The organism is Streptomyces sp. NPDC059037 (assembly GCF_042740015.1).
In the GTDB taxonomy this organism is placed as follows: domain Bacteria; phylum Actinomycetota; class Actinomycetes; order Streptomycetales; family Streptomycetaceae; genus Streptomyces.
The window spans coordinates 1-22,016 of the sequence record NZ_JBHYIG010000162.1; the positions used below are offsets into that span (position 1 = coordinate 1).

General features: G+C 69.4%; 18 protein-coding genes. 10 read left to right on the forward strand and 8 right to left on the reverse strand.

The genetic code is table 11. The features are described 5' to 3' along the window. Positions 1–112 precede the first annotated feature (112 nt). Both dapA and thyX read right to left on the reverse strand, forming a co-directional pair. Entirely contained in the window at positions 113–1,012 is a 900-nt protein-coding gene (dapA, locus tag ACFWY6_RS28290; RefSeq protein WP_384695951.1) for a 4-hydroxy-tetrahydrodipicolinate synthase, read from the reverse strand. A gap of 190 nt (positions 1,013–1,202) precedes the next feature. After that, complete coding sequence (gene thyX, locus ACFWY6_RS28295; protein WP_360780723.1) at positions 1,203–1,943, reverse strand: FAD-dependent thymidylate synthase; 741 nt, start codon at positions 1,941–1,943, stop codon at positions 1,203–1,205. A 212-nt stretch (positions 1,944–2,155) separates the two neighbouring features. Here thyX and ACFWY6_RS28300 point away from each other — a divergent pair, with 212 nt between their 5' ends. Beyond that, positions 2,156–2,395, forward strand: a complete 240-nt coding sequence (locus ACFWY6_RS28300) for a hypothetical protein (RefSeq protein ID WP_384695954.1) — start codon at positions 2,156–2,158, stop codon at positions 2,393–2,395. Between the two features lie 110 nt (positions 2,396–2,505). Then, entirely contained in the window at positions 2,506–3,066 is a 561-nt protein-coding gene (locus ACFWY6_RS28305; RefSeq protein WP_384695957.1) for a PH domain-containing protein, read from the forward strand. Positions 3,067–3,069: 3 nt separating this feature from the next. Here the strand turns inward: ACFWY6_RS28305 and ACFWY6_RS28310 are convergent, their stop codons facing one another. The 5 genes from ACFWY6_RS28310 to rpsO all read right to left on the reverse strand — a co-directional run bounded on the left by ACFWY6_RS28310 (position 3,070) and on the right by rpsO (position 8,652). Beyond that, positions 3,070–3,522, reverse strand: a complete 453-nt coding sequence (locus tag ACFWY6_RS28310; RefSeq protein WP_384695960.1) for a hypothetical protein — start codon at positions 3,520–3,522, stop codon at positions 3,070–3,072. Between the two features lie 40 nt (positions 3,523–3,562). Next, positions 3,563–4,315, reverse strand: coding sequence for a 4-hydroxy-tetrahydrodipicolinate reductase (gene dapB, locus ACFWY6_RS28315; protein WP_384695963.1), 753 nt, complete (start codon positions 4,313–4,315; stop codon positions 3,563–3,565). A gap of 30 nt (positions 4,316–4,345) precedes the next feature. Then, positions 4,346–5,725, reverse strand: coding sequence for a M16 family metallopeptidase (locus ACFWY6_RS28320; RefSeq protein ID WP_384695966.1), 1,380 nt, complete (start codon positions 5,723–5,725; stop codon positions 4,346–4,348). After that, positions 5,722–7,938, reverse strand: coding sequence for a polyribonucleotide nucleotidyltransferase (locus ACFWY6_RS28325; RefSeq protein ID WP_384695969.1), 2,217 nt, complete (start codon positions 7,936–7,938; stop codon positions 5,722–5,724). The genes ACFWY6_RS28320 and ACFWY6_RS28325 overlap by 4 nt, the downstream gene beginning before the upstream one ends. A gap of 426 nt (positions 7,939–8,364) precedes the next feature. Continuing rightward, complete coding sequence (gene rpsO, locus ACFWY6_RS28330) at positions 8,365–8,652, reverse strand: 30S ribosomal protein S15 (RefSeq protein ID WP_007385095.1); 288 nt, start codon at positions 8,650–8,652, stop codon at positions 8,365–8,367. A 272-nt stretch (positions 8,653–8,924) separates the two neighbouring features. Between rpsO and ACFWY6_RS28335 the strand changes: the two genes are divergently transcribed. Further along, positions 8,925–9,212, forward strand: coding sequence for a DUF397 domain-containing protein (locus ACFWY6_RS28335; RefSeq protein ID WP_384695973.1), 288 nt, complete (start codon positions 8,925–8,927; stop codon positions 9,210–9,212). A gap of 80 nt (positions 9,213–9,292) precedes the next feature. Here ACFWY6_RS28335 and ACFWY6_RS28340 read toward each other — a convergent pair whose 3' ends face one another. After that, positions 9,293–10,777: a PQQ-binding-like beta-propeller repeat protein gene (locus ACFWY6_RS28340; protein ID WP_384695976.1), complete on the reverse strand. Its 1,485-nt coding sequence runs from the start codon at positions 10,775–10,777 to the stop codon at positions 9,293–9,295. Between the two features lie 556 nt (positions 10,778–11,333). Between ACFWY6_RS28340 and ACFWY6_RS28345 the strand changes: the two genes are divergently transcribed. The 7 genes from ACFWY6_RS28345 to ACFWY6_RS28375 all read left to right on the forward strand — a co-directional run bounded on the left by ACFWY6_RS28345 (position 11,334) and on the right by ACFWY6_RS28375 (position 21,981). Beyond that, the gene (locus ACFWY6_RS28345) at positions 11,334–14,987 is read left to right on the forward strand and encodes an SCO5717 family growth-regulating ATPase (RefSeq protein ID WP_384695979.1); all 3,654 of its coding nucleotides are present in this window, start codon (positions 11,334–11,336) and stop codon (positions 14,985–14,987) included. Between the two features lie 594 nt (positions 14,988–15,581). Further along, positions 15,582–17,489, forward strand: a complete 1,908-nt coding sequence (locus tag ACFWY6_RS28350) for an ABC transporter substrate-binding protein (RefSeq protein ID WP_384695982.1) — start codon at positions 15,582–15,584, stop codon at positions 17,487–17,489. Positions 17,490–17,492: 3 nt separating this feature from the next. Continuing rightward, positions 17,493–18,575 carry an ABC transporter permease gene (locus tag ACFWY6_RS28355; protein ID WP_361826362.1) on the forward strand — a complete coding sequence of 361 codons (1,083 nt, stop codon included), beginning with the start codon at positions 17,493–17,495 and terminating at the stop codon, positions 18,573–18,575. Then, positions 18,572–19,501 carry an ABC transporter permease gene (locus ACFWY6_RS28360; RefSeq protein ID WP_384695985.1) on the forward strand — a complete coding sequence of 310 codons (930 nt, stop codon included), beginning with the start codon at positions 18,572–18,574 and terminating at the stop codon, positions 19,499–19,501. Before ACFWY6_RS28355 ends, ACFWY6_RS28360 begins: the two co-directional genes overlap by 4 nt. Then, on the forward strand, positions 19,390–20,556 hold the full coding sequence (locus ACFWY6_RS28365) for an ABC transporter ATP-binding protein (RefSeq protein WP_384695988.1): 1,167 nt from the start codon (positions 19,390–19,392) through the stop codon (positions 20,554–20,556). The genes ACFWY6_RS28360 and ACFWY6_RS28365 overlap by 112 nt, the downstream gene beginning before the upstream one ends. A gap of 38 nt (positions 20,557–20,594) precedes the next feature. Further along, a complete protein-coding gene (locus ACFWY6_RS28370; protein ID WP_384695994.1) occupies positions 20,595–21,593 on the forward strand; it encodes an oligopeptide/dipeptide ABC transporter ATP-binding protein in 999 nt (332 codons plus the stop codon). A gap of 190 nt (positions 21,594–21,783) precedes the next feature. Beyond that, positions 21,784–21,981, forward strand: coding sequence for a hypothetical protein (locus tag ACFWY6_RS28375; protein ID WP_384695991.1), 198 nt, complete (start codon positions 21,784–21,786; stop codon positions 21,979–21,981). The last annotated feature ends 35 nt before the right edge of the window (positions 21,982–22,016 follow it).

A 22,016-nucleotide genomic window follows, 5' to 3' on the forward strand; every position in this document is an offset into this window, starting at 1 on the left:
CGTACCTCCAGGGCACGTGGCGCGCATGACGTTCGTGCAGTAGCAGTTGTTTGGTGTGGGTGCAGGAGCTGTGTCCTGCGGTGTTTCGCGTATTCAGTTGTGAAGTCTGTGGTTAGAGCTGTACCCCGCCCGCGGCGAGGTCGATCTTGAGCTGGGCCGTCTCGTCGGGGGACAGCTCGACGAGGGGCAGCCGCAGCGGGCCCGCGGGACGGCCCTGCAGGGTGAGCGCCGCCTTGGTGGTGATCACGCCCTGCGTACGGAACATGCCCGTGAAGACCGGGAGCAGCTTCTGGTGGATCTCGGTGGCCTTCTGCACGTCACCCGTGGAGTACGCGTCGATCATCGCGCGCAGTTCCGGGGTGACGACGTGGCTGACGACGGAGACGAAGCCGCAGGCGCCGACGGAGAGCAGCGGGAGGTTGAGCATGTCGTCGCCGGAGTACCAGGCGAGGCCGGAGCGGGCGATGGCCCAGCTGGCGCGGCCGAGGTCGCCCTTGGCGTCCTTGTTGGCGACGATCCGGGGGTGCTCGGCGAGGCGGACGATCGTCTCGGTGTTGATCGGTACGCCGCTGCGTCCCGGGATGTCGTAGAGCATGACCGGCAGGTCGGTGCTGTCCGCGATCGCCGTGAAGTGCCGGAGCAGGCCTTCCTGCGGGGGCTTGTTGTAGTACGGCGTGACCGTGAGGAGGCCGTTCGCGCCGACCCGCTCGGCGTCGCGGGCGAGCTCGATGCTGTGGCGCGTGTCGTTCGTGCCGACGCCCGCGACGACGTGGGCGCGGTCTCCGACGGCTTCGACTACGGCTCGTACGAGCTCGGCTTTCTCCGCATTGCTGGTGGTCGGCGACTCGCCGGTGGTGCCGTTGATGACCAGGCCGTCATTGCCTGCGTCCACCAGGTGGGCGGCGAGCCGCTGCGCGCCGTCGAGGTCAAGTGCGCCGTCCGCCGTAAAGGGCGTGACCATGGCGGTGAGGACCCTCCCGAAGGGGGTCTGCGGAGTGGAGGTCGGAGCCATGGGTAACACGCTACTCGCTGCTCAGCGCGTGGTCCCCCCTCGGGGGATGTGTGCGGACCTGACAAGTGAGGAGCCCGGCACTGCCTGCTCGGGGGTTCAAGCAGTGCCGGGTCCGTTTGATCAGGCTAGATGAACTTCTCGAAATGCCGCAATACGGACACCTCGCTCGGCTCATCCGTACATCAGTGCCTTACGGAGCCACACGCCCGTTCTTGTTGAAGGCCGCGTGGGTGAGCGGCATCAGCCGGGCCCACTGCTCCTCCATCTTCTCGCCGACCATCTCGATCTCCCGCTGCGGGAAGGACGGGACCTTGGCGAGCTCGTGCTGGGTGCGCAGGCCGAGGAAGTGCATCAGGGAACGGGCGTTGCACGTCGCGTACATCGACGAGAACAGGCCGACCGGCAGGACCGCGCGGGCGACTTCGCGGGCGACACCCGCGGCGAGCATCTGCTGATACGCCTCGTACGCCTGGCGGTAGGAGTCCTCCATGACGCGGCCCGTGAGCTCCTGCTGGGCCTGGGTGCCCTCGACGAAGACGTACTTGCCGGGGCGGCCCTCCTGGACCAGCTTGCGGGAGGCGTCCGGGACGTAGAACGTCGGCTGGAGCTCCCTGTAGCGACCCGACTCTTCGTTGTACGACCAGCCCACGCGGTGCCGCATGAACTCGCGGAAGACGAAGATCGGTGCGCTGATGAAGAACGTCATCGAGTTGTGCTCGAAGGGGCTGCCGTGGCGGTCCCGCATCAGGTAGTTGATCAGCCCCTTGGAGCGCTCCGGGTCCTTCTGGAGCTCCTCGAGGGACTGCTCGCCGGCAGTCGAGACGCGTGCGGCCCACAGGACGTCGGAGTCGGTCGCGGCGTGCTTCACCAGCTCGACGGTGACCTCGCTGCGGAAGCTGGGCTTGAGGTCTTCGGTGGGGGTCTCGCTCACTGGCGGGGTCCTTCCATGTGCATCACTCGGGCGGCGCCCACTCTATGGCCCGGCACCGACAATCGGTCCCTCGGTGACCCGCTACGACATTCTTCGACCAATTTGCCGAAACAGGGCACCTTTTGGGCGATTCGAGCGTCTGTCTAGTCAACAGAGTCACGTTCGATTCACGTGAGCCCCGTGTGTGATCCGTGTGAGGAGAAGCGCAAACCATGTTCCGTCGGCGCGAGCCCGTTCCGTTCGCCTTCATCGCCGAAGCCGACAAGTTCCGCAGTAATGTCACTCCCCCGCCTCCTGAGCGCGCCACGGCCAGTCAGATCGTGGGCCGCACCCTGGTCGGGCTGGTCGTCGTCGCAGGCCTCGTGGGTTCCATGCTGTTCGGCATGCCCGCCCTGTCGCCCGACCAGTCGCCGGCGCAGAACCAGCAGTCGGAAGCCTCCGACGGCCGCTGACGGGGGGCGGCGACCCCTGACTCATCCGGACCCCCAAGGGTGGCTGGCGACAGCGGGGCTCGGTAGCCTCACCGGGCACAGCCCATGCGTGGATTGAGTGAGGATCAGTCGTGCCCCTGCCCTTCCTGACGGCGGACCGCGCCTTTGACGAGGCAGCGGAAGACGCCGCCCTGCCGTTCGACGATCGCGACCACTGGCGGCGTCCCTACCGGCCGGGACCGTGGCGGGTGGGGGCCGCGGCGCTGCTTCTGCTGCTCGCCTCGTACGTCCTGGTCGCCGCCGTGATCATCGCGTTCGCCGACTCCCTCGCGGGGGCGGCGGTCTGTGCGGGGCTCGCGGCGGCCATCATCGCGAGCGCGCTGCGGCTGCTGCGGATGGGCACGTGGGTGAGCGCGCACGGGCTGCGCCGCGTGGCCTTCCTGACGACGCAGACCGTGCCGTGGGAGCAGGTCGTGACGGTGCGTACGACCCAGCAGCCCGTGCGGTGGATGGGGCTGCCCCGCACCGTGCAGGGGCAGGCACTCGTGCTCGTACGCCGTGATCAGCAGGCCGACGGGCAGGCGCCGTTGCTCACCGACCGCAACGCCGACTTCCTCGCCCGGCACGAGGCGTTCGACCGGGCGGCCGACTCCATCGAGGTGTGGGCCGACGAGTACCGCCGCACCGCCTGAGAGCTAGGCGCTGACAGGCCTGCCCGCGTGGAGGGCGATCGCGCGCTGCATCGCCTTGCGGGCGCGGGGCGTGTCCCGGGCGTCGTGGTAGGCGACGGCGAGGCGGAACCAGCAGCGCCAGTCGTCCGGTGAGTCCTCCGTCTCGGCCTTGCGCCTGGCGAAGACCTCGTCGGCCGAGTCTCGGTCGATGCGACCGCCCGGGGTGCGCTTCAACTCGTCGACGGGGAGGCCGCCTTCGGCCTCAAGGGCGGCGGCCAGACGGTTGGCGCGCTGGACGAACTGGGTGTTCTTCCAGAGGAACCAGACGCCGATGACCGGCAGGATCAGGACCGCGACACCGAAGGTGACGGTGAGCGCGGTGCCGTGCTTTATCAGGAGCACGCCGCGGCTGCCGACCAGGACGAAATAGACGACCAGGACGGCAGCCGTGACGGCGTAGGTGATCTTTGCTCGCATGACGGTCAGTTCAACTCGGTTCAGCTCGCGTCAGTTCAGGTCAGTTCAGGTCAAGGAAGTGTTCCAGGCCGAACGTGAGGCCCGGAGTGTTCACCACACGGCGTACGCCGAGCAGGATGCCCGGCATGAAGCTGCTGTGGTGCAGCGAGTCGTGCCGGATGGTGAGGGTCTCGCCCTCGCCGCCGAGCAGGACCTCCTGGTGGGCCAGGAGGCCGCGCAGCCGCACGGAGTGCACCGGAACGCCGTCGACGTCCGCGCCGCGGGCACCGTCGAGCGCCGTCACCGTGGCATCCGGCTGCGGGGCGCTGCCCGCCTCCGCGCGCGCCGCCGCGATGAGCTGGGCGGTGCGCTGGGCCGTGCCGCTGGGGGCGTCGGCCTTGTTCGGGTGGTGCAGCTCGACGACCTCGACGGACTCGAAGTACGGCGCGGCGATCTGCGCGAACTTCATGGTGAGGACCGCGCCGATGGAGAAGTTCGGTGCGATCAGGACGCCCGTCTCGGGGGACGCGGCCAGCCACGTGTTCAGCTGCGCGAGGCGGTCGTCGGTCCAGCCCGTCGTACCGACCACGGAGTGGATTCCATGGCGTACGCAGAACTCGAGATTGCCCATCACCGATTCGGGGTGGGTCAGTTCGACCACGGCCTGGGCGCCGGTCTCCACCAGCGTCTCCAACTGGTCGCCGCGGCCGAGTGCCGCGACCAGTTCCAGGTCCTCGGCGGCTTCGACGGCTCGCACGGCCTCGGAGCCGATCCGGCCCTTGGCCCCGATGACCGCCACGCGCAACTTGCTCATGTGCCTGATTCCTTAAGGGAGTTAAGGGGGTTAGGAGACCGCTTCGTGCAGGCGGGCGGCCTGCTTGTCCTTCAGCGGGCCGATGGCCGACAGCGACGGGCGGTGGCCCAGGACGTCGCGGGCGACCTCACGGACCTCGTCCGGGGTGACCGCCGCGATCTTGGCCAGCATGTCGTCGACCGACATCTGCTCGCCCCAGCACAGCTCGCTCTTGCCGATGCGGTTCATCAGCGCGCCGGTGTCCTCGAGGCCGAGGACGGTGGAGCCCGCGAGCTGGCCGATCGCGCGGCCGATCTCGTCGTCGCTCAGGCCGTTCTGCGCGACCTGGTCGAGTTCGTCGCGGCAGATCTTCAGTACGTCGTGCACCTGGCTCGGGCGGCAGCCCGCGTACACGCCGAAGAGGCCGGTGTCGGCGAAGCCCGACGTGTACGAGTACACGCTGTACGCAAGGCCGCGCTTCTCCCTGACTTCCTGGAAGAGGCGGGACGACATGCCGCCGCCGAGTGCGGTGTTCAGGACCCCGAGGGCCCAGCGGCGCTCGTCGGTGCGGGCCAGGCCCGGCATGCCGAGGATGACGTGGGCCTGCTCGGTCTTGCGGTTGATGACCTCGACGCGGCCCGCCGTGCGCAGCGCGCGGGAGCCCTGGCGCGGGATGACCGGCGTCGCGTCGGTGCGGTGGAGGGCGCCCGCCTTCTCGAAGGCGGCGCGGACCTGGCGTACGACCTTGTTGTGGTCGACGTTGCCCGCGGCTGCGACCACCAGGCGGGTGGGGTCGTAGTGCTTCTTGTAGAAGCGGCGGATCCGGTCGGCGGTGAGGGCGTTGATCGTCTCCTCGGTGCCGAGGACCGGGCGGCCGAGGGGGGTGTCGCCGAGCATCGTGTGCGCGAACAGGTCGTGCACGCAGTCGCCCGGGTCGTCCTCGGTCATCGCGATCTCTTCGAGGATGACGCCGCGTTCGGCGTCGACGTCCTCCTGGAGGATCAGGGAGCCCGTCAGCATGTCGCAGACGACGTCGATGGCCAGCGGCAGGTCGGTGTCGAGCACGCGCGCGTAGTAGCACGTGTACTCCTTCGCCGTGAAGGCGTTCATCTCGCCGCCGACCGCGTCGAGCGCGGCCGAGATGTCGAGCGCGCTGCGCTTCTTGGTGCCCTTGAAGAGCAGGTGCTCCAAGTAGTGCGTGGCGCCGTTCAGGGACGGCGTCTCGTCGCGGGAGCCGACGTTCGCCCAGATCCCGAAGGTCGCCGAGCGTACGGATGGCAGGGTCTCGGTGACGACGCGGAGGCCGCCCGGAAGCGTCGTACGGCGGACCGTGCCGATGCCGTCCTTGCCCTTGAGGAGGGTTTGGGTACGGGCGACGGCCCGCCCCTCCGAAGAGGGGCGGGCCGTCGTCGTGGTGCTACGCGACGTCACTTGTCGGTGTCGTCCTTCTGGTCGTCGCCCTCTTCGCCCTCGATGACGGGGATGAGGGAGAGCTTGCCGCGGGAGTCGATCTCGGCGATCTCGACCTGGACCTTCTGGCCCACACCGAGGACGTCCTCGACGTTCTCCACGCGCTTGCCGCCGGCGAGCTTGCGGATCTGCGAGATGTGCAGCAGACCGTCCTTGCCCGGGAGCAGGGACACGAACGCACCGAAGGTGGTCGTCTTGACGACCGTGCCCAGGTAGCGCTCGCCGACCTCCGGCATGGTCGGGTTGGCGATGCCGTTGATCGTGGCGCGGGCGGCCTCGGCGGCCGGTCCGTCGGCGGCACCGATGTAGATGGTGCCGTCGTCCTCGATCGTGATGTCGGCGCCGGTGTCCTCCTGGATCTGGTTGATCATCTTGCCCTTCGGGCCGATGACCTCACCGATCTTGTCCACCGGGATCTTGACCGTGATGATGCGCGGCGCGTTCGGGGACATCTCGTCCGGAACGTCGATCGCCTCGTTCATCACGTCGAGGATGTGCAGACGCGCGTCACGGGCCTGCTTCAGCGCGGCGGCCAGGACCGAGGCGGGGATGCCGTCGAGCTTGGTGTCGAGCTGCAGCGCGGTCACGAACTGCTTCGTACCGGCGACCTTGAAGTCCATGTCACCGAACGCGTCCTCCGCACCGAGGATGTCGGTGAGGGCGACGTAGTGCGTCTGGCCGTCGATCTCCTGGGAGATCAGACCCATGGCGATACCGGCGACGGCGGCCTTCAGCGGCACACCGGCGTTCAGCAGCGACATCGTCGAGGCGCAGACCGAGCCCATGGACGTCGAGCCGTTCGACCCGAGGGCCTCGGAGACCTGACGGATCGCGTACGGGAACTCCTCGCGCGACGGCAGGACCGGCACGATCGCGCGCTCGGCGAGCGCGCCGTGGCCGATCTCGCGGCGCTTGGGCGAACCGACGCGGCCCGTCTCGCCGACCGAGTAGGGCGGGAAGTTGTAGTTGTGCATGTAGCGCTTGCGCGTCACCGGGGAAAGGGTGTCGAGCTGCTGCTCCATGCGGAGCATGTTGAGGGTGGTGACGCCCAGGATCTGGGTCTCGCCACGCTCGAACAGCGCCGAACCGTGCACGCGCGGGATGGCCTCGACCTCGGCGGCGAGCGTACGGATGTCCGTGACGCCACGGCCGTCGATGCGGACCTTGTCCTTGATGACGCGCTCGCGGACCAGCTTCTTGGTCAGCGCGCGGTAGGCACCGGAGATCTCCTTCTCGCGGCCCTCGAACTGCGGGAGCAGCTTCTCGGCGGCGATCTCCTTGACGCGGTCCAGCTCGGCCTCGCGCTCCTGCTTGCCGGCGATGGTCAGCGCCTGGGAGAGCTCCGACTTCACGGCGGCGGTGAGCGCCTCCAGGACGTCGTCCTCGTAGTCCAGGAAGACCGGGAACTCGCCGGTGGGCTTGGCGGCCTTGGCGGCGAGGTCCGACTGGGCCTTGCACAGGACCTTGATGAAGGGCTTCGCGGCCTCGAGACCGGCGGCCACGACCTCTTCGGTCGGCGCCTCGGCGCCGCCCTTGACGAGCTCGATGGTCTTCTCGGTGGCCTCGGCCTCGACCATCATGATCGCGACGTCGCCGTCCTCGAGGACGCGACCGGCGACGACCATGTCGAAGACGGCGTCCTCGAGCTCGGTGTGCGTCGGGAAGGCGACCCACTGGCCCTTGATGAGCGCCACGCGCGTGCCGCCGATCGGGCCCGAGAAGGGCAGGCCGGCCAGCTGCGTGGAGCAGGAGGCGGCGTTGATCGCGACCACGTCGTACAGGTGGTCGGGGTTGAGCGCCATGATCGTCTCGACGATCTGGATCTCGTTGCGCAGGCCCTTCTTGAAGGAAGGACGCAGCGGGCGGTCGATCAGGCGGCAGGTCAGGACCGCGTCCTCGGAGGGACGGCCCTCACGGCGGAAGAACGAACCGGGGATCTTGCCGGCGGCGTACTGCCGCTCCTCGACGTCCACCGTCAGGGGGAAGAAGTCGAGCTGGTCCTTGGGCCGCTTGGAAGCGGAGGTGGCCGACAGCACCATGGTGTCGTCGTCCAGGTACGCCACGGCGGAGCCTGCGGCCTGCTTGGCCAGGCGGCCCGTCTCGAAGCGGATGGTGCGGGTGCCGAAAGTGCCGTTGTCGATAACAGCCTCGGCGTAGTGGGTCTCGTTCTCCACTAGCGTTTTCTCCTCGTCTTCGTCCCTTGGCCCGTGTGGCACGGGGACGGTGGCGGAGAAGCGCCCTTCTGGTGCGGGCCGGTCTTCGATCGAAGCACCCGGGCGGTACGCGATTGCTCGATGGTCGAGTTTTCGCCGTACCCCGGGGGCCACTACCGAGGACCGGCGGCGGCGTTCCTCGAGGTGCGCTTCTCCTCGTTCGTGTGACGTCGTCTCGTCGCTCCGTGCGACGCCGTTACGTCTTTGAACCGTGCAGTCCGATTCTGCCCAGTCCGGTATGGGTGTGCGTATGACGTTGTGCGACCAGACTACAAAGGGCCGGTGACACTTCGCACGTAGAGCATGCGTACATCACGTACGGCACGCTTGCATACAGCAAAGGGAGCGGCCCCCTCTTGCGTGGGGAACCGCTCCCTTCACGATGTCTTACTTCGCGCCCGCCGCACCGCGACGGATGCCCAGACGGTCCACCAGCGCACGGAAGCGCTGGATGTCCTTCTTGGCCAGGTACTGCAGCAGACGGCGGCGCTGACCGACCAGGATCAGCAGACCACGACGGGAGTGGTGGTCGTGCTTGTGGGTCTTGAGGTGCTCGGTCAGGTCCGAGATGCGGCGGGAGAGCATGGCGACCTGGACCTCGGGGGAGCCGGTGTCGCCCTCCTTCTGGCCGAACTCGGTCATGATCTGCTTCTTCGTAGCGGCGTCGAGCGACACGCTTACTCCTCGTAGTCTTTACGTGGCCACCGAGTGCCCCTGGTCTAAGTCTCAGGGGAGCTTCCGTTACTCGGGAGGCGAGGTCCGCTGGGCGCTGCCTCCAGGTCCTCTTCGAGGTGGTCCGGGGGCGCGTACACATACGGCCGTTACACAGGGTACCAGGCGGTCCGCGGACGGCTTACAGGGGCTTGGCAAACCCCCGAACAGCGGCGGAGCACCCCAGTACTGTGGGCCCACAGCTCTTACGTACGTCGCGAAGGGACCGTTCCACTATGACCGATGCCCAGGAGAAGGCCCGCAAGGAACGCGAGAAGAACGAGCTCTACGCCCTGGACATCTCCGACGTCGAATGGCACAGCGCGCCGGGCACCGAGACGCACGAGGAGCGGGTCGAGATCGCGTACCTCCCTGCGGGCGCCGTGGCCATGCGGTCGTCCGTCGAGCCGGCGACAGTGCTTCGGTACACCGAGGCGGAGTGGCGGGCGTTCGTGCTCGGGGCGCGGGACGGGGAATTCGATCTGGAGCGGGCGCCGCACAATGGCGGCCGGGACGCCGGCTGACCGAAGACTCGGGTGACCGCGAGTCCGGGTGACCGCGAGCCCCCGGCCGCGCTTGCGCTTGCGTCGGAAGCCGAGTGGTTCTACCGCTTCGCGCCCTCGACGCCGATGACCAGCCACGACCATTCCTTCTTCTTCTCGGCACTGGGCCCCGTCGCGTGCCTGCTGCCGAAGAAGAGCCGTCCGTTCTGGACCACGACGTCGCTCAGTTCAAGATCGGCGAGCGTCCAGCCTTCGACGGGTAGACCGAAGAAGAAGTACGGGGCCTCCTTGCCGGTCCGTGGGTCCAGGCTCACCACCCCCATGGGTGTGATGTGGTCGCTGCTCTCCCGGTAGGCGAGGAGCTGGTCACCGCTCATCCGCAGGGGGTAGAGCAACTGGTCACGCCCCGATTCGAACTTCTTGACCGTCTTGCCCGTCGCGAGGTCGAACGACACGATGCGATTGGCGTTGTTGACCATGTCGCCGTGCGGGTCCTCACGGCTCGTGACGAAGACCTGATCGCCGCTGACCACCGTCGAGGGGCAGCTGTCGACCGCGTTGAAGCCCGTCGCGGTCGTGCAATCGACGACGTAATGACCGCCTTCGAGCCCGATGGTGGCGCGTCGCTTGCCTCGGTCGTCGATGGAGATCAGGTGCGTCACCTCGATGTCGCCCGCGGCGGGAGCGATGACCGCGGGATCGGCGGACAGCAGATTGACGCCCTTGACCCCGCCGGCGACCAGGTACGTCCACTTCGCGTCGCCGGTAAGCGGATTCAGCTTCTGCACCTGATACGTCGTGTTCTTGGGGTGGACGCAGGCCAGCAGCCTGAGCAGACCGCGCCCGCCCGCAAGGCCCCGGTGCTCGCAGCCCGAGACGCGGGCCTGCTTCCACAGGCGCTTCCCCGTGTCCATGTCGTACGCCGTCGAGCCGTTGCCCCACGTCACGGCGACGGTGCCATGCGCCATCGACACGCTCGTCGGATCCTGCCCGAAGACCGTCTTGGACGTCGGGAACTGCTTGTCCCAGACCTTTTCACCTGTGTCGATGTCGAAGAAGGCCACCTGGTCGCAGGGTGCCTCGGGATCGTTCTTCGACCTGTGGAGCACCGCCGTACGGCCCTCCACGGTCACATGGCGGGTGACTCCGCAGATGGGACCGGCGAGTGGGGTGCGCCAGGACTCCTCGCCCGTTGTCACGTCCTTGCCGATCTTGAAGCCCACCAGCGTTCTGTTGATGCCCTTGGCGAGGATCTTGTCCGTCGCCCACGTGCCCGGCATGTCGTACTCCTCGCCAGGGCTCATGTCATCGACGGAGAACCGGAAGGCCATCTGCCCCTTCGTGGTCGCGGATGGCTCCTCGACCGTCTCCCTGATGTCGAGCCGTCCTTGCGGCGCGGCGTCCGGCTTGCCGCCCTCCGGCGCCGAGCCGCCCTTCCCGGACCACAGGAACCAGCCGCCCGCGCACAGCACTGCGACGAGGACTACCGCCAGGACGCCGGACAGCCGCTTCCGTCGATTCCGGCGGGCCCTGTCCGCCACCAGCGTGGACTGAGTGAAGGAAGAGGGAGGCGGGCCGAAGCTCACGTCTTGAGGTCCTTGTCTTCGTCTGTGGCGGGGGGGAGGAGGCGGGATGGCCGTCGGTGCGCGGAGCGAGTGATCGTACGTGTGCGCGCAGGCCGGTGATGCGGCGAGGGGGGCGGCCGGGGCCAACGCCACTCGACAGAGGGGAAGTTCCCCCGTGCTCCGCCCCAAGGCGCCTGCGGGACCCGGGGCGGTGGCCCAGGTCGTGGATGCCGAGACCGGATCGTTGGGTACGGCACGGAGGATGGACCGACCGGTGGGGTGGCGTCGGTGACCTCGTGAATTGGTGGCTGGTTGTCGCTCGTTGAGGGATTTGTCCGCCAGAGTTTCGGACAGGGGAATCACTCCTGTGGGGAGCGTGACGCAAAGGACAGCATTCGTGGGGTGGGCTGCCCTGCCGTGCTGGTGGTTTTGGTGATTAGGCTGGGACAGGGCGCGACGCCAGAACCCGCGAGCGGGTCGTTCGCGTCTCTCACGGGGAGAGCCACGGCGGATCGGACGACAGGAACGGTCGCCCCCCACCACGGCACGAGGGTGCTCGACCACACCAGGAGGCATTGTGAACAGCGATCGGGACGAGATCCGCGGGGGCTGGGACTCACCCGTCGATGATCAGTCCGACGCGGAGTCCGCTGCCGAGACGACGGGCGAGTTCACCATCGACTACGCCCCGCCCGCCTGGTACACGCAGAATGCGTCCGGCAGCGCGGGGGAGACTCCGTCGGTGCCGCCGGCCGCTGCTGAGCCTCCGGCTGCTTCCGCTCCGTCGGCTGCTTCCACTCCCCCGGCCGCTTCAGCCCCGCTGGCCGCTTCCGCTCCGTCTGCTGCTCCGGTTCCGCCCGTCGGGCCGCCTGTTGCTGTGCCGAAGCTGCCTGTGGGGAGCGGGTTCCAGCCGCAGCCCGCTGCACCTTCTTCTGACGGTGTCTCGCCCTCGGGGGGTGCCGCCGACTGGAGTGGTGCCGTTGCCGGTGTGGCCTCTTCCGTGCATGTGACTGGGGTCGTTCCGAAGCCTGAGGCCGAGCCTGAGACTGCGCCTGGGCCTGTGGCCCCGGCCGAGGATGAGTCCGTTTCCGAGGACCTTGGCAGTGGCGATCTTGAGAGTGGCGCCACCATGCGGTTCTCCGCTGTCGCCCTGAAGCGGGAGATCGAGGAGCGGGCCGCCGCCGCGGAGGCGGATGAGGCTCCCGCCGCGTCCGCTGACGTGACCTCCGAGGACGTTGAAGTTGAGGTTGAGGGGGATGCGGGTGACGTAGGTGATGGCGGCGACCTTGAGGGACAGGAGGAGGCTTCTGCGGAGGAGACGCCCTCCGAGGATGAGTCCTCTTCTGTCGTCGAGCCCGTTGCGGATCTCGGTGACCGTGGTGGCGACGAGGACAGCGATGAGGACGCGGTGTCCGACTCTGTTCCGCCCTCCATTGACCTTGACCTTGATGTTGATGGGGCCGGCGATGGTGGCGTATCCGATGACGGTGACCGTGGCGATTCCGATGCCCTTGTAGGTGTCGGGGGGCTCGATGACGTCGACGGGCTCGACGGCTCCGACGAGATCAACGACGCCGTTCCGGAGGATGCCGCCCCGAAGGGCGTCGTCCCTGAAGACGCCGCTCCGGAGGATGCCGGTCCGCAGGATGCCGGTCCGCAGGATGCCGGTCCGCAGGATGCCGCTCCTGAGGGCTCCGCTCCTCAGGACGCCGCGCCCGCCGCGCCTGTCGCGCCTGTCGACGACGTGCAGGACTCGGTGCCGCCCTCCTGGACTCCCCCGCCCGCACCGCACGGTGGGCTGCCGCCGCTGCCGCCCGCGTTCCAGCCTGCCGCTCCTACTTCCGCGCCCCAGTGGCCGGGTCCCGCGCAGGCCGAGTCGCCCGCGGAGCCGGCGCCCGCTCCCGAGCCGGTGCAGCCGCAGGTTCCGCAGCAGGCCGCGCCGGCCCCCGCGCCCGTGCAGCCGCAGGCTCCGCAGCCCGCGCCGCACGCTTGGCCCGCGCCGACCGGGCCCGTGGCTCCGGCTCCAACTTCGGCACCGGCACCGGCACCGGCACCGGCCGCGAACGCTCCGGCTGCCGATGCTCCTGTGCCGCCGAGTGGGTATGGGTTCCCGCAGGCCGGTGCGCCGGTTCCTGCTCCCGCTCCTGCTCCGGTTTCGCCAGCGCCTGCGCCTGCGCCGGCTCCCGCGCCCGCACCTGCCGCCGATGCGCCCGTGCCGCCGAGTGGGTATGGGTTCCCGCAGGCCGGTGCGCCGGTTCCTGCTCCGGCTCCGGCTCCGGTTTCGCCGGCGCCTGCTCCGGCTCCCGCGCCCGCACCTGCCGCCGATTCGCCCGTGCCGCCGGCCGGGTACGGATTCCCGCAGGCGGCGGCCCAGGCCCCTGCCCCTGCGCCGAATCCCGCACCTGCCCCGGCTCCCGCGCCCGTCGCCCCTGCTCAGCAGGGCAGTTACGGGTTCCCGCAGCAGGGTGCCCCCGCTCCCATCGCCAACCCCAACTCCCCTGCCCCACAGGGCAGTTACGGGTTCCCGCAGCCGCCCGCGCCGCAGGCACAGCAGCCACAGGCCCAGCACCCGCTGCCGCCCGCCGGCGCACAGCCGCAGCCCGCCGCCCCGGCCAACCCGAACCCCACCCCCAACCTGCCCGTACCGCAAGCAACGGCTCAGCCCCAGGCCCCCGTACAGCCGCAGGCACAGCAGCCGCTCCCGGCCCAGCAGCAGCCTCAGCCCCAGGCCCCGCAGCCCGGCCAGCAGCAGCCGCAGCCGCCCGTCGACCCCCGTACCGGTGCCGCCTGGCCGCAGGCCGTGCAGCACGATCAGCGGGAGCGCACCAACCCCGGCGCGCCCCTCGGGTACACGGCCGCCGTCGAGCTGTCCTCCGACCGGCTGCTGCGCAACACCAAGCCGAAGGCGAAGAGCAGCCGGCCCGCGTCCGGCGGTTCGCGGTTCAAGCTCGGCGGCAAGAAGGAAGAGGCCGAGCGGCAGCGGAAGTTGGAGCTGATCCGGACCCCGGTGCTGTCCTGCTACCGCATCGCCGTCATCAGCCTCAAGGGCGGCGTCGGCAAGACGACCACCACCACCGCGCTGGGCTCCACGCTCGCCACCGAGCGGCAGGACAAGATCCTCGCGATCGACGCCAACCCCGACGCCGGTACGCTCGGACGCCGCGTCCGGCGCGAGACCGGGGCCACCATCCGTGACCTCGTCCAGGCGATCCCGTACCTCAACTCGTACATGGACATCCGGCGGTTCACCTCGCAGGCCGCGTCCGGGCTCGAGATCATCGCCAACGACGTCGACCCGGCCGTGTCCACCACCTTCAACGACGAGGACTATCGGCGCGCCATCGACGTACTGGGGAAGCAGTACCCGATCATCCTGACCGACTCGGGCACCGGGCTGCTCTACAGCGCCATGCGGGGCGTTCTCGACCTCGCCGACCAGCTCATCATCATCTCGACTCCGTCCGTGGACGGGGCCAGCAGCGCGTCCACGACGCTGGACTGGCTGTCGGCCCATGGGTACGCCGATCTGGTGTCGCGGTCCCTCACCGTCATCTCCGGAGTGCGCGAGACCGGAAAGATGATCAAGGTCGATGACATCGTGTCGCACTTCGAGACGCGGTGCCGGGGCGTTGTCGTCATTCCGTTCGACGAGCACCTCGCCGCCGGTGCGGAGGTCGATCTCGACATGATGCGGCCGAAGGTGCGGGAGGCGTACTTCAACCTCTCGGCGATGGTGGCCGAGGACTTCGTGCGGGCCCAGCAGCAGCAGGGGCTGTGGACTTCGGACGGGAATCCGCCGCCGACCGTGGCTCCGCCGATGCCGGGGCAGATGCAGGGGCAGGGGGGTTACCCCGTGCCGGGGCAGCAGGCTTATGGGGGGCAGGCTCCTCAGCCGCAGCAGCCGTACGCTCCGCAACAGCCTCAGCCGCAGCAGCCGGTGCAGCCTCAGCCGCCGGCGCAACAGCAGCCGTACCCGCAGCCGGGCGCCCCGCAGGGGTGGCAGAACGCGGCTCCGCCGCAGGGGCCGGGGCAGCCGTACCAGGCTCAGCCTCAGCCGCAGCCCGGCCAGCCGCAGCCGGGCCAGCTGCCGCCCGCCCAGCCGCAGGGTGGGCAGGCGCCGCCGCAGCCGGGTCAGCCGTACCAGCCCGGGGCCCCGTTCCAGCCGGGTCAGCCCGTGCCGCCGGGTGGCCAGCCCCAGGCGCCGGACGCGCCGCAACCTCCCCAGCAGTAGCCTCACTTGACCCAACTGGGCCCGCACCGCTCCTCGGTGCGGGCCCTCCCCGTTTCCCAGCCGCCTCGTTGATCGCCCACCCGGCAGCTGGGGCTGTGCCCACCCGTTCCGCCCTGCGGAACGCCTGCCCACAGCGAGGAAGGCCGACGCGCCCCCACCCCGCCGAACGCCTCCCCAAAGCGAGGAAGGCCGACGCGCCCCCACCCCGCCGAACACCCGCCCAAAGCCAGGAAGGCCGACGCACCCCGACCCCCCGCCGAACACCCGCCCACGCCAGCGGACAAAAGCGGGCGGCTCGCTGGGGTCGGCCGGGGGGGGGAGGCGGGGCCGCCGCGGGTGCCCCCAGGGCCACCGCCCCACCGACCACCCCCCACCTGCCCCTCCCCCCACCGCCACCCCCCGACCAGCCACGCTTCACAGGTCTTGACCAATGCGGATGAAATCCGGGTCAACTCGTTATTTCCGCAGGCCACATGGGGTTCACCTGCCGTTGACTGACGCAGACTGGCGCTGGTAGACACACACATCAACCAGCTGGCGTTACTTGATCAACTAGCCATCCCTGTGCGAGCGATGACGCGAGGTCACCGACCCATGGACACACAAGATCAGCACGGCAGAGTTCGGTCCCACACCCCGGCGAAGGCGCCACCACGGAGCACGAGCCGCACCCGCGACCCCCGCAGGGTCCGCATCCTCCTTGCATCCGCAGCCGCCGCCTTCACCCTCACCGCAGGCCTCGCGACGCCGCTCAACCCGGCGCCCCAGCAGGCGGAGGCCAAGGCCGACGGCAAGAAGACCCTGACCGTGGCGGTGGCGCAGAGCGTCGACTCGCTCAGCCCCTTCCTCGCGCAGCGGCTGCTCAGCACCAGCATCCACCGCCTCACGTACGAGTACCTGACGAACTACGACGCGAAGAACAACAAGGCGATCGACGGCTTCGCCACCGACTGGAAGCCCTCCGCCGACAAGCTGACCTGGACGTACACCATCCGGGACGACTCCAAGTGGTCGGACGGCAAGAAGGCGACCGCCGAGGACGCCGCGTGGACGTTCAACAAGGTGATGTCCAAGGAGGGCACCGCCACCTCGAACTCCAACTTCGTCACCAACTTCAAGAAGGTGACCGCGCCCAGCCCCACCAAGCTGGTCATCGAGTTGAAGGAGCCGCAGGCCACGATGGCCGCGCTCGATGTGCCGATCGTTCCCAAGCACGTCTGGGAGAAGGTCGACGACATCTCGAAGTTCAACAACGACAAGGACTTCCCCGTCGTCGGCAACGGCCCGTTCATCCTGACGGACTACAAGGTCGACCAGTACGTGAAGCTCAAGGCCAACAAGGACTTCTGGCGCGGCGCGCCCAAGTTCGACGAGCTGGTCTTCAAGACGTACAAGGACCAGGACGCGGCCGTCTCCGCCCTCAGGAAGGGCGAGGTGTCGTTCGTCGCCGGGCAGCCCGCGCTCACGCCCGCGCAGGCCGCCTCCCTCAAGAACGAAGAGAACGTCAAGGTCAACGAGGGGCCCGGACGCCGCTTCTTCGCCATCGCCACCAATCCGGGCGCCAAGACCCTGGACGGCAAGAAGTTCGGCGACGGCCATCCGGCCCTCCTCGACCAGAAGGTACGTCAGGCGCTGTTCCTCTCCGTCGACCGCAAGGCGCTCGTCGACAAGGTGTTCCAGGGGCAGGCCGTCGAGGGCGCGGGCTACATTCCGCCGCGTTTCTCCGACTACGCCTGGAAGCCCTCGGCCGACCAGGAACTGGCGTACGACCCGAAGAAGGCGGCCCAGCTCCTCGACGACGCGGGCTACAAGAAGAACGGCGACGGCAAGCGCGTCGGCAAGGACGGCAAGCCACTCGACCTGCGCATCCTGTGCCATGCCACGGACCCGAACGACAAGGCCGTGGGCAAGTATCTGAAGGAGTGGTGGGGCGATCTCGGCATCGGGCTCAAGGTCAACTGCCTCGATGACGTCTCCGTGCCCTGGTACGCGGGTGAGTACGACCTCGCCTTCGACGGCTGGTCCGTCAACCCCGACCCGGACTTCGTGCTCGGCATCCACACCTGTGCCGCGCTCCCGAAGAAGGCCAAGGAGAGCGCCGCCACCGACAACTTCATCTGCAACAAGAAGTACGACGACCTCTACGCGAAGCAGCTGGCCGATTACGACCCGGCCAAGCGCGCCGAGACCGTCAAGGAAATGCAGTCCTGGCTCTACGACTCCGGGTACATGAACGTGCTCGCGTACCCGAACGCCGTCGAGGCCTACCGCACGGACCAGATCAAGTCCATCACCACCATGCCGACGGCCGCGGGCAACATCTACGGCCAGGACGGATATTGGAGCTGGTGGTCCGCCGTGCCCGCGGATGGGAAGAGTTCCTCCAAGGATGGAAGCTCGACCGGTGTCATCATCGGTATCGCCGCCGCCGCGGTGGTGCTCGTCGGCGGTGGAGTCCTGTTCGCCCTGCGCCGCCGTTCGACCGCAGAGGACCGCGAGTAACGCATGACCGCTGACAGCAATCCCGCACTGCTCGACACCGAGGGCGCCGCGGCGACCGACGATCCGGCACCCGCCGGGCCGTCGGCCCGCGGCCCCCGGGCCCGCAACACCCGCGCCTATCTCCAGTACGTGGCGGGCAAGCTGGGCGGCGCCGCCGTCTCGCTGTTCGCCGTCCTCGTCACCAGTTTCTTCCTGTTCCGTCTCATCCCGGGCGACCCGGTGAAGCAGATGACGGGCGGAAAGCGCGTGTCGGCCGAGCAACTGGCCGCGATGCGCAAGGAGTTCGGCCTCGACCAGCCGGTCATGACGCAGTTCTTCGACTACTGCGGCAACGCGCTGACGGGTGACTTCGGCACCTCGTACCAATTCCACGCCCCGGTGATCGACAAGATCACCGACGCGCTGCCCGCGACGCTGCTTCTCACCGGCACCGCGTTCGTCCTCTACACCCTCATCGGCGTCTGGCTCGGCACCCGCACGGCCTGGCGCAACGGCGGGCTCGGGGACCGCGTGCACACCGGCCTCGCGCTCACCCTCTACTCCGTGCCGTCCTTCTGGCTCGGGCTCCTTCTCATCATCACCTTCTCGGTGGGCGCTGGTCCCATTCCGGGGCTCTTCCCGACCGGCGGGCTCGAATCGGGCGGCGAGACCGGCATCGCGTACGTCATCGATGTCGCGCACCACATGGTGCTTCCCGTCGTCACGCTCGTCGCCGTCGGCTACGCGCAGACGCTCCTCGTGATGCGCTCCTCGCTGCTCGACGAGATGGGCAGCGACTATCTGACGACGGCCCGCGCCAAGGGGCTTCGGGACGATCTCGTACGCCGTCGGCACGCCGTCCCGAACGCGATGCTGCCCACGGTCACGCTGATGTTCGTGAACCTGGGCACCGTGGTGGCGGGCGCGATCCTCGTCGAGACCGTCTTCTCCTGGCCGGGGCTCGGCGGGCTCTTCTACTCCGCGCTGAGCGTGCCCGACCTGCCGCTTGTGCAGGGTCTGTTCTTCGTGTTCGCCGCCGCGGTGATCCTGATGAACACCCTGGCCGACGTGATCTATCCGCTGCTCGACCCCAGGGTGGGCCGATGACGACCGATGCAACGAAGACCGACGTCCCGGTCGCCAAGAGCCCGCGGGCGCTCGCCTGGACCCGCAGACGCCACTCCGCCGCCCGCTTCTGGCGCGCGTACCGCACCCACCGGGCCGGTCTTTTCGGCCTGGCCGCACTCGTCGTGTTCGCGCTCGTCGCCGTCTTCGCGCCGCTCCTCGTCGGCTCGGACGCGCAGAGCGTGACCGACGCTCCGGGCAAGCCCATGGAGTCGCCGAGCGGCGAATTCCCCCTGGGCACCGACCAGTTCGGGCGCGATCTGCTCGGGCTCCTGGTGTGGGGCGCGCGGATCTCGCTCACCGTCGGGCTGCTCGCCGCCGTGCTCTCGGTGGCCATCGGCACGATCGTGGGGATCACCGCGGGGCACTTCAAGGGCTGGTACGCCACCGTGATCATGCGCGTCACGGACTGGTTCCTGGTGATGCCGACGCTGGTGCTCGCCATCGCGCTCGCCTCGGTGATGTCCAAGTCCATCTGGACGATCATCCTGGCGATCGGCGTGACGACCTGGCCGACGACCGCGCGTCTGGTCCGCGCCCAGACCCTGGCCGTGGAGTCGCGCCCGTACATCGAACGCGCCCAGGCGCTAGGCGGCGGCCACGGCCACGTCATGGGCCGGCACGTGCTGCCCAACGTCATGCCGCTCGTCCTGGCGCAGACCACCCTCGTCATCTCCAACGCGATCCTCACCGAGGCCACCCTGGCCTTCCTCGGCCTCGGCGATCCGACGGTCGTCTCCTGGGGCGGACTGCTCCAGGACGCGCGCGAGGCGGGCGCGGTCAGCGCGGGCGACTGGTGGTATCTGGCCCCGCCCGGACTCGCCATCGCCGTCGTGGCCCTCGCGTTCACGCTGTGCGGGCGCGCCGTGGAGTCCGTGCTCAACCCCAGGCTGGGGGTCTCCCGTTGAGTGGATCGGACAAGGTGACGGAGACCAAGGTGGCAGAGACCAAGGTGGCGGATCAGCGCCTCCTCGACGTAAGAAATCTCGAAGTGACGTACGCGTCCGGGGCCGCCGCCGTGCGCGGTGTGAACCTCACGGTCGACGCGGGCCAGAAGCTCGGCGTCGCGGGCGAGTCCGGATGCGGCAAGTCCACGCTCGCGCTCGCCCTGCTGCGGCTGCTGCCCGCGGGGACGAAGGTGACCGGCGAGGTGCTGCTCGACGGCGAGGACGTCCTCACCATGAAGTGGGGCCAGGTCCGAGCGGTCCGCTGGGCGGGCGCATCGGTCGTCTTCCAGGGCGCGATGCACTCCCTCAACGCCGTGCACCGCATCGGCGACCAGATCGCCGAGCCGATCCTGCTGCACAAGAAGGCGACCCCGGCGGGCGCGAAGAAGAAGGCCGGGGAGCTGCTCGAACACGTGGGTCTGCCGGCCGCCCGCGCGGACGCCTATCCGCACGAGCTTTCGGGCGGCCAGCGGCAGCGCGTGATGATCGCGATGGCGCTCGCCTGCGACCCCCGGCTGATCATCGCCGACGAGCCGACGACGGCCCTCGATGTGATGATCCAGGCTCAGATCCTGCGCCTGATCGAGCAGTTGGTGGCCGAGCAGGACCTCGGCCTGATCATGATCAGCCATGACCTCGCGGTGCTCTCCGACACCTGCGACCGGCTCGCGGTGATGTACGCGGGCCGCGTCGTCGAGGAGGGCCCCGCCTCCGAGGTCTACGAGAACGCCCAGCACCCGTACGGAAAGGCCCTCTCGGCGGCCTTCCCGCGCATCGGCGACACGGCGTCGCGCTTCGCGCCGCGCGGCCTGCCCGGCGACCCGCCGGACCCGTCGTCGCTCCCCACGGGCTGTACGTTCCACCCGCGCTGCGCGGTCGCCCTGGACTCCTGCGACACGGAGGACCAGGTGCTGCGGGACGCGGGCCCCCGGCACCGGGCGGCCTGCGTACACGCGGGTTCCCAGCTCCCGGCGCAGCCGACATCGGCGCCGGCGACGGCGGAGCGTACACCGTGACCGAGACCGGGACCCCCAGCACCGAGGAGCGGCGCAGCATGACCACCGACGAGCCCCTCCTTTCGGCGGGCGATCTGCACATCACGTTCCCCGGCCGCCGCGGCGCGCCGCCCGCGCGCGCGGTGGACGGCGTGGACCTCGACATCAAGCCCGCCGAGATCGTCGCTCTGGTCGGCGAGTCGGGCTGCGGCAAGACGACGCTGGCCCGCTCGCTGCTCGGCCTGGTGGCGCCGACCTCCGGGAAGGTGACGTTCGGCGGCAAGCCGCTCGACTACTCGGGCCGCGCGCTCAAGGCGTACCGCAAGCGCGTCCAGCTGGTGCTCCAGGATCCCAGCGGCTCCCTGAATCCCCGCCACACCGTGTACGAGGCGGTCGCCGAGGGGCTGCGCATCCACGGGTACGGGGGTGACGAACAGGCGGCGGTCGCCGACGCGCTCTCGCGGGCGGGTCTGCGCCCGCCGGAGCGGTTCTTCCTGCGCTACCCGCACGAGCTGTCGGGCGGCCAGCGCCAGCGCGTCGTCATCGCGGGTGCGCTGGTCCTTGAGCCCGAACTGATCGTCGCGGACGAGCCGGTGGCCTCCCTCGACGCCTCCGTACGCGGCGAGATCCTCGCCCTGCTGCTGCGCCTGCGCGACGAACTCGGGCTCTCCGCACTGGTGGTGACGCACGACCTGGGCCTCGCGTGGAACATCGCGGACCGCGTGGCGGTGATGTACCTGGGCCGGATCGTGGAGACGGGCACGGTGGAGGAGGTCCTGACCTCGCCCCAACACCCGTACACCCAGGCCCTGTTGTCGGTCCTCCCGGAGGCCCCCGGCGATCCGGTGGTCCTCACGGGCGAGCCGCCGGACCCGTCCCGCATCCCGGGCGGCTGCCGTTTCCACGCCCGCTGCCAGGTGCTCGCCTCCGGCGAGGCAGAGCGGGCGGGTGTCGCGGACCGCTGCCGGACGGAGGATCTGCCGGTGCTGTCCGGCGCCGGCGAGACACAGGTGGCGTGCCATTGGGCGACGGCCGACGTCAGCGCGTCCGGGGTCTGACGGCGTCCAACCGGGTTTGTGTGCCGCTTCAGGCGGGGCGGAGTGACGCCCTGAGGCGGCGGATCGTTACCTCTTCCACGTACGGGTGATGCGGGGCCTATCGGGCGCGAGCGCTGGGGAGTCACAGAGTGCTCCGGTCCAATGACGGACCGTGAGCAACTCCAACTCCACCGAAGTGAAGGAGATTTCCATGCGCCGTTCCGCCGCCGTCATCCTCGGGGCCGTCGCACTGATGGGGGTCCTCGCCGTGCCCGCCAGTGCCGTCCCGGACCCCGTCGCGACCGTCGACTGCGTGGCGCAGTCGGCCGGCGACGTCACCTCGCTCGTCGATCCGGCAAGCCCGGGCGTCCCCGCCGAGGTTCCGGGCGCCGCGTGCCTCGCCCCGTGACCTGAACGCCCCCGCATCGCACCGTACTTGCGCTG

What these genes read in the sequence shown, in the direction of transcription:
- dapA (WP_384695951.1), bottom strand. Translation starts at nt 1,012, where the DNA reads ATGGCTCCGACCTCCACTCCGCAGACCCCCTTCGGGAGGGTCCTCACC.
- ACFWY6_RS28300 (WP_384695954.1), top strand. Translation starts at nt 2,156, where the DNA reads ATGTTCCGTCGGCGCGAGCCCGTTCCGTTCGCCTTCATCGCCGAAGCC.
- ACFWY6_RS28310 (WP_384695960.1), bottom strand. Translation starts at nt 3,522, where the DNA reads ATGCGAGCAAAGATCACCTACGCCGTCACGGCTGCCGTCCTGGTCGTC.
- dapB (WP_384695963.1), bottom strand. Translation starts at nt 4,315, where the DNA reads ATGAGCAAGTTGCGCGTGGCGGTCATCGGGGCCAAGGGCCGGATCGGC.
- ACFWY6_RS28335 (WP_384695973.1), top strand. Translation starts at nt 8,925, where the DNA reads ATGACCGATGCCCAGGAGAAGGCCCGCAAGGAACGCGAGAAGAACGAG.
- ACFWY6_RS28350 (WP_384695982.1), top strand. Translation starts at nt 15,582, where the DNA reads ATGGACACACAAGATCAGCACGGCAGAGTTCGGTCCCACACCCCGGCG.
- ACFWY6_RS28355 (WP_361826362.1), top strand. Translation starts at nt 17,493, where the DNA reads ATGACCGCTGACAGCAATCCCGCACTGCTCGACACCGAGGGCGCCGCG.
- ACFWY6_RS28360 (WP_384695985.1), top strand. Translation starts at nt 18,572, where the DNA reads ATGACGACCGATGCAACGAAGACCGACGTCCCGGTCGCCAAGAGCCCG.
- ACFWY6_RS28370 (WP_384695994.1), top strand. Translation starts at nt 20,595, where the DNA reads ATGACCACCGACGAGCCCCTCCTTTCGGCGGGCGATCTGCACATCACG.
- ACFWY6_RS28375 (WP_384695991.1), top strand. Translation starts at nt 21,784, where the DNA reads ATGCGCCGTTCCGCCGCCGTCATCCTCGGGGCCGTCGCACTGATGGGG.